At 71.6% G+C, this 5,237-nt stretch carries 5 protein-coding genes; 4 read left to right on the forward strand and 1 reads right to left on the reverse strand.

Translation table 11 applies throughout. From position 1 onward, the window contains the following. The first annotated feature begins 99 nt into the window (after positions 1-99). Positions 100-474: a hypothetical protein gene (locus tag FNX44_RS23500; protein WP_143650853.1), complete on the forward strand. Its 375-nt coding sequence runs from the start codon at positions 100-102 to the stop codon at positions 472-474. A 191-nt stretch (positions 475-665) separates the two neighbouring features. On the opposite strand, the gene FNX44_RS23505 is transcribed toward FNX44_RS23500, so the two are convergent. Beyond that, the gene (locus FNX44_RS23505; protein ID WP_143650855.1) at positions 666-1,607 is read right to left on the reverse strand and encodes an EamA family transporter; all 942 of its coding nucleotides are present in this window, start codon (positions 1,605-1,607) and stop codon (positions 666-668) included. 284 nt (positions 1,608-1,891) lie between these two features. On the opposite strand from FNX44_RS23505, the gene FNX44_RS23510 reads away from it, so the two are divergent. From FNX44_RS23510 to FNX44_RS23520, 3 genes are all read left to right on the forward strand, one after another. Continuing rightward, on the forward strand, positions 1,892-3,163 hold the full coding sequence (locus FNX44_RS23510; RefSeq protein ID WP_143650857.1) for an aspartate kinase: 1,272 nt from the start codon (positions 1,892-1,894) through the stop codon (positions 3,161-3,163). Positions 3,164-3,608: 445 nt separating this feature from the next. Next, on the forward strand, positions 3,609-4,253 hold the full coding sequence (locus FNX44_RS23515) for a SigE family RNA polymerase sigma factor (RefSeq protein WP_407699193.1): 645 nt from the start codon (positions 3,609-3,611) through the stop codon (positions 4,251-4,253). After that, positions 4,250-5,237 (forward strand): hypothetical protein (locus FNX44_RS23520; RefSeq protein WP_143650859.1); only part of this gene is annotated, 988 nt, incomplete at its 3' end. The genes FNX44_RS23515 and FNX44_RS23520, both read left to right, overlap by 4 nt.

A 5,237-nucleotide genomic window follows, 5' to 3' on the forward strand; every position in this document is an offset into this window, starting at 1 on the left:
CCCGTCCCCAGGAAGCCCCGGGCGAGCAGCCCGACCCCGGCCGACCGCGAGATCGCCGTCGGCCCGAACACCCCTGTCCCGAAAGGAAGTCAGTCCCTCATGGCCAGTACCGAAGCCTCCCTCAAGGAAGCGATGACCTCGATCGAGGGGACCATCGGCATCGCCCTCGTCGACTACAGCAGCGGCATGGCGCTCGGCACCCTCGGCGGTGGGAAGGACCTCGATCTCAACGTGGCCGCCGCCGGCAACACCGACGTGGTCCGGGCCAAGGTCCGCGCCCTGGAGCACCTGGGCCTGAACGACGAGATCGAGGACATCCTCATCACCCTCGGCTCGCAGTACCACCTGATCAGACTGCTCAAGGGTCGCAACAGCAACGGGCTGTTCCTCTACCTGGCGCTCGACAAGAACCGCTCGAACCTCGCCATGGCCCGCCACCAGCTCCGGTCGATCGAGGCGGGGCTGGAGGTCTGAGCAGGCCCGGGCGACCCACCGCCCGGGCGAGACCGGCGTCGGGAGGGGCCGTCCCCGTCCCCTCCCGACGCCTCCCGCGCCGTGGACGCCACCCGGGCGTCCCGGCGGTCGGCGCGCCCGCCCCTACACGGACCCCGTCCGGGTGTCCGTGCCGACGTGGGGGCGCGCGCCGAAGTCCGTACGGTGAGGTCTCAGGCGGAAGTCCCCGCCCTCACCGGGCCCGCGGTGTCGGCGGGCGCGTCGGCCGGAACCGGTTCCACGGGCGGTCGGCGTCGGCGCCGGCCGGTCGGCAGCGAGGTGAGCGCGACGCCGCCGACGAGCAGCGCACCGGCCACCCACCCCAGCGGCGTGACGCGCTCGCCCAGCAGCAGCGCGGCGGACGCCATCCCGAAGAACGGCACGAGCAGGGAGAACGGCGCGACGGCCGAGGCGTCGTAGCGGCGCAGCAGGAAGCCCCACACGCCGAAGCCGAAGACGGTGGCCAGCCACGCCACGTAGCCGAGCGCGGCGATCCCGGTCAGGTCGAGGCCGCGCAGCGCCTCCGCGCCCGCCGCCGGTCCCTCGAAGAGCAGCGACAGCGCCAGCAGCGGCAGCGGTGGGACGAGGCTGACCCACACCATCCAGCTGAGCGCGTCCGGCGGCGCCGCCTTCCGGGTCAGCACGTTGGACACTCCCCAGCACGCCGCCGCGGCGATGACCAGCAGGAACGCGCCGAGCGGGGAGGAGCCGCCGCGGTCCCAGGCAGCCACCCCGACGCCGCCGAGGGCGACGCCCATCCCGGCCAGCCGCAGCGGCGCGGGCCGCTCCCGCAGCAGCGCGATGGCGAGCACGGCGGTGAAGACGGCCTGCACCTGGAGCACCAGCGACGACAGCCCGGCCGGCATGCCCTGCCGCATCCCGACGAACAGCAGGCCGAACTTGGCCACGCCCAGCACCAGCCCGACCGCGACCACCCACCCGAACGCCACCTTCGGCCGCCGCACGAAGAACACCGCGGGCAGCGCCGCCACCAGGAAGCGCAGCGCGGAGAACAGCAGCGGCGGGAAGTGGTCGAGGCCGACCTCGATCACGACGAAGTTCAGCCCCCAGACCGCTGCGACGAGCACGGCGAGGGCGTGGTGGGCGGGGCGCATGATCCGATCCTCGCCGCCCACCACCGTTTAGCACCAGTGAAGTGTTCTTCACGCTGACGGGAAGCATCGCTACGAGAAGCGTGCGGCCGGTTCTCGACCACCCACCTGTGTGACGTCCCTAACGTTCCCGCGTGCGCCGCGCGCCAGCGGGCAGGGGACAGCCCGGAGCGGTCCGGTGTCTCACCATCCGACATCGGAAGGGTGTGTTCATCCCGCTCGTTAGACTGAGCCGACCGAGGGTCCCGGCAATAGGGCCCGGTGAGACTGAGATACGAGGAGCGCACGTGAGCCTTGTCGTGCAGAAGTACGGCGGCTCCTCCGTTGCCGATGCCGAGGGCATCAAGCGCGTCGCCAAGCGGGTAGTCGAGGCCAGGAAGAAGGGCCACCAGGTGGTGGTCGTGGTCTCCGCGATGGGCGACACGACGGACGAGCTGATCGATCTCGCGAAAGAGGTGTCCCCGATCGCGTCGGGGCGCGAGTTCGACATGCTGCTGACCGCCGGAGAGCGGATCTCCATGGCCCTGCTGGCGATGGCGATCAAATCCCTCGGGCACGAGGCGCAGTCCTTCACCGGTAGCCAGGCCGGCGTCATCACGGACTCCGTCCACAACAAGGCGCGGATCATCGACGTCACGCCGGGGCGCATCAAGGACTCGGTGGACGCCGGCAACGTCGCGATCGTCGCCGGGTTCCAGGGTGTGTCGCAGGACAGCAAGGACATCACCACGCTCGGTCGCGGTGGTTCCGACACCACGGCGGTCGCCCTGGCCGCCGCGCTGGACGCCGAGGTCTGCGAGATCTACACCGACGTCGACGGCGTCTTCACCGCCGACCCGCGGGTCGTGAAGAAGGCGCGGAAGATCGACTGGATCTCCTTCGGAGACATGCTGGAACTGGCCAGTTCCGGCTCCAAGGTGCTGCTCCACCGCTGTGTGGAGTACGCACGCCGTTACAACATCCCGATCCACGTCCGGTCGTCGTTCTCGAGCCTGCCGGGCACCTGGGTCAGCAACGAACCGCGAGGGGACGAGCCGATGGAGCAGGCGCTCATCTCGGGAGTGGCGCACGACACCTCCGAGGCCAAGGTGACGATCGTCGGGGTCCCGGACAAGCCGGGCGAGGCCGCCGCGATCTTCCGGGCGATCGCCGACGCCGAGATCAACATCGACATGGTGGTGCAGAACGTCTCCGCCGCGTCGACCGGCCTGACCGACATCTCCTTCACCCTGCCCAAGACGGACGGGCGAAAGGCGATCTCGGCGCTGGAGAAGCAGCAGCGGGAGATCGGCTTCGACTCCCTGCGCTACGACGACCAGGTCGCCAAGATCTCCCTCGTCGGCGCCGGGATGAAGACCAACCCGGGCGTCACCGCGACCTTCTTCGAGGCGCTGGCGGACACCGGGGTGAACATCGAGCTGATCTCCACCTCCGAGATCCGCATCTCGGTGGTGACCCGCAAGGAGGACGTGAACGACGCCGTGCGCGCCGTCCACACCGCCTTCGGCCTCGACAGCGACTCCGAGGAGGCCGTCGTCTACGGCGGTACCGGGCGCTGAGCCCGCACCCGGCGGGGCGCCGCCGGGTCGCACTCCCGTTCCCGTCGGGTGGCGGTGTCCGGAAACGGACACCGCCACCCGCGGCTTTTGTCAGGAGAGTGCCAAAAAGGTCTGCTGTCACGTTCCGGCCCGGCTGGGCATAATGTCGAATCTGATGAACATCCTGTGATCAAGTTGTGCTTACATCGCCTTGATCTGGACCAAGTGTCTGCGTGACGATGCATCCCGGAGCCCTGCGCAACCCGCGCCGGGGCACAGGCGTCTCTGCCTCACGCCGCCAGATCCGTCCGGCGCGCGGAGGCGCCGGTCGAAGTGGGGGCACAGGGGAAGAGGCGGTTGCTTTGGGTGTGCGCGGCACGTCCCCCAGCGCGATCTGTTCGGATCCGTCGGTGACTTCGACGGCAGGTGCGTACAACCCTGACGGGGGTCAGCGTGTCCAACTTGCGTGGCAGAGGTACTGGAACTGGCAGTGGCGACCCCGCTCGGCGCGCGCGCAAGACGCACGACGGCGGGCGGGATGCCCGTGATCGCGCCGATGCCGGCTTCCCGGCCCGCGATCCCCGCCCCGCGCGAGGACGCTGACGAGGCCATGGCTGCGGGGACCACGGTCGACCACCTCACCGAGACGTACCAGGCGCACTACCGGTCGCTGCTCGGGCTGGCCGCACTGCTCCTGGACGACACCGCCTCCTGCGAGGACGTCGTGCAGGAGGCGTTCATCCGCGTCCACTCCGCGCGCGCCCGCGTCAAGGACCCGGACAAGACACTCGCCTACCTCCGCCAGACCGTGGTCAACCTCTCCCGGTCCACGCTGCGCCGCCGCATCATCGGTCTGAAACTGCTGTCCAAGCCGATGCCGGACATGGCCAGCGCCGAGGAGGGCGCCTACGAGCAGCTGGAGCGCGACGAGCTGAAACGCGCGCTGCGCGGCCTGCAGCGCCGCCAGCGGGAGGTACTGGTGCTGCGCTACTTCGCCGACATGACGGAGGAGCAGGTGGCCCAGACGCTCGGGATATCACGGGGATCGGTCAAGGCGTACGGATCACGCGGTATCGCCGCTCTGCGTGTAGCGATGGAGACACCGGCATGAGCGAGGGCAAGCACGACGGCCCCCCCAGCGACCAGCACGGCCCAACCCGCGGCGACGCCACCTCACCCGCCGCCGAGACACCCCCCGCCGGCCCCGCTTCCGACGCGACGGACGCCGGTCCCGCCGACCGGCTCGGCGCGCTGCTCGGCGCGTCCGGTGCGCGCGGCACGGGCCCCGGCGGCGAACTCGGCGGCGAGCTCGACTCCGCGGACGAGGATGCGCTGCGCCGCCTGCTGCGCGACGCGGCGGGCGAACCCGAACCCCGCGCGGACGCGCTGGACCACATCCGCCGCACGATCCCCGTACGCCGCGCCCGCCGCCGCAACGCGCTGATCGGCGTCGGCGCGGCGGTGCTCGCGGTCGGCGTGACGCTGCCGCTGATGCGGGCGGGCGTGGTGCCCGGCCCCCTCAACGCGCACACCTCCGCCAACGCCGCGCAGAGCGCCGACGCGGCGGCCAGCGGCGCCGGCGCGGCGGTCGACGGCGCCGCCGGCGGCGAACGGCACACCGGCCCCGACGGCAGCCGCGGCGACGCGAAGGAGAAGGCCGACGACCCGGTGCCCCACGAGGACGCGCCCGACAACGAGGAGCTGGCCCCGACCGCGCCCAGCTGCACCCGCGACCAGCTGGGCCAGCCCGTCGTCTCGGTGGCCGAGCCGAACAACAACGGCCGCATCTACGGCCACTTCCGGCTGACCAACGTCTCCGACGAGACCTGCCGGATCAAGGGCGGCGGCGAGCTGACCGCCGTCAGCCAGGGCCGGGCCACCGGGTACGCGGTGCAGGTCCTCGACCACACCTCCGGCGGACGGGCCTCCCAGCTGCCCGACCCCGCGGACTCCAGCGGACGCGTGGTGCTCGCCTCCGGTGCCTCCTACGAGGTGCGCTTCGCCTGGGTCCCGCCGGACGGCATCGCGGGCTGCACCCCGTCGACCCCCGGTCCCGACCCCAGCGAGCCGGGCGGGGGCGGCTCCACGCCCACCC

It is taken from the genome of Streptomyces alkaliterrae, from assembly GCF_007097205.2.
Taxonomy (GTDB): Bacteria; Actinomycetota; Actinomycetes; order Streptomycetales; family Streptomycetaceae; genus Streptomyces; species Streptomyces alkaliterrae.

What these genes read in the sequence shown, in the direction of transcription:
- FNX44_RS23505 (WP_143650855.1), bottom strand. Translation starts at nt 1,607, where the DNA reads ATGCGCCCCGCCCACCACGCCCTCGCCGTGCTCGTCGCAGCGGTCTGG.
- FNX44_RS23500 (WP_143650853.1), top strand. Translation starts at nt 100, where the DNA reads ATGGCCAGTACCGAAGCCTCCCTCAAGGAAGCGATGACCTCGATCGAG.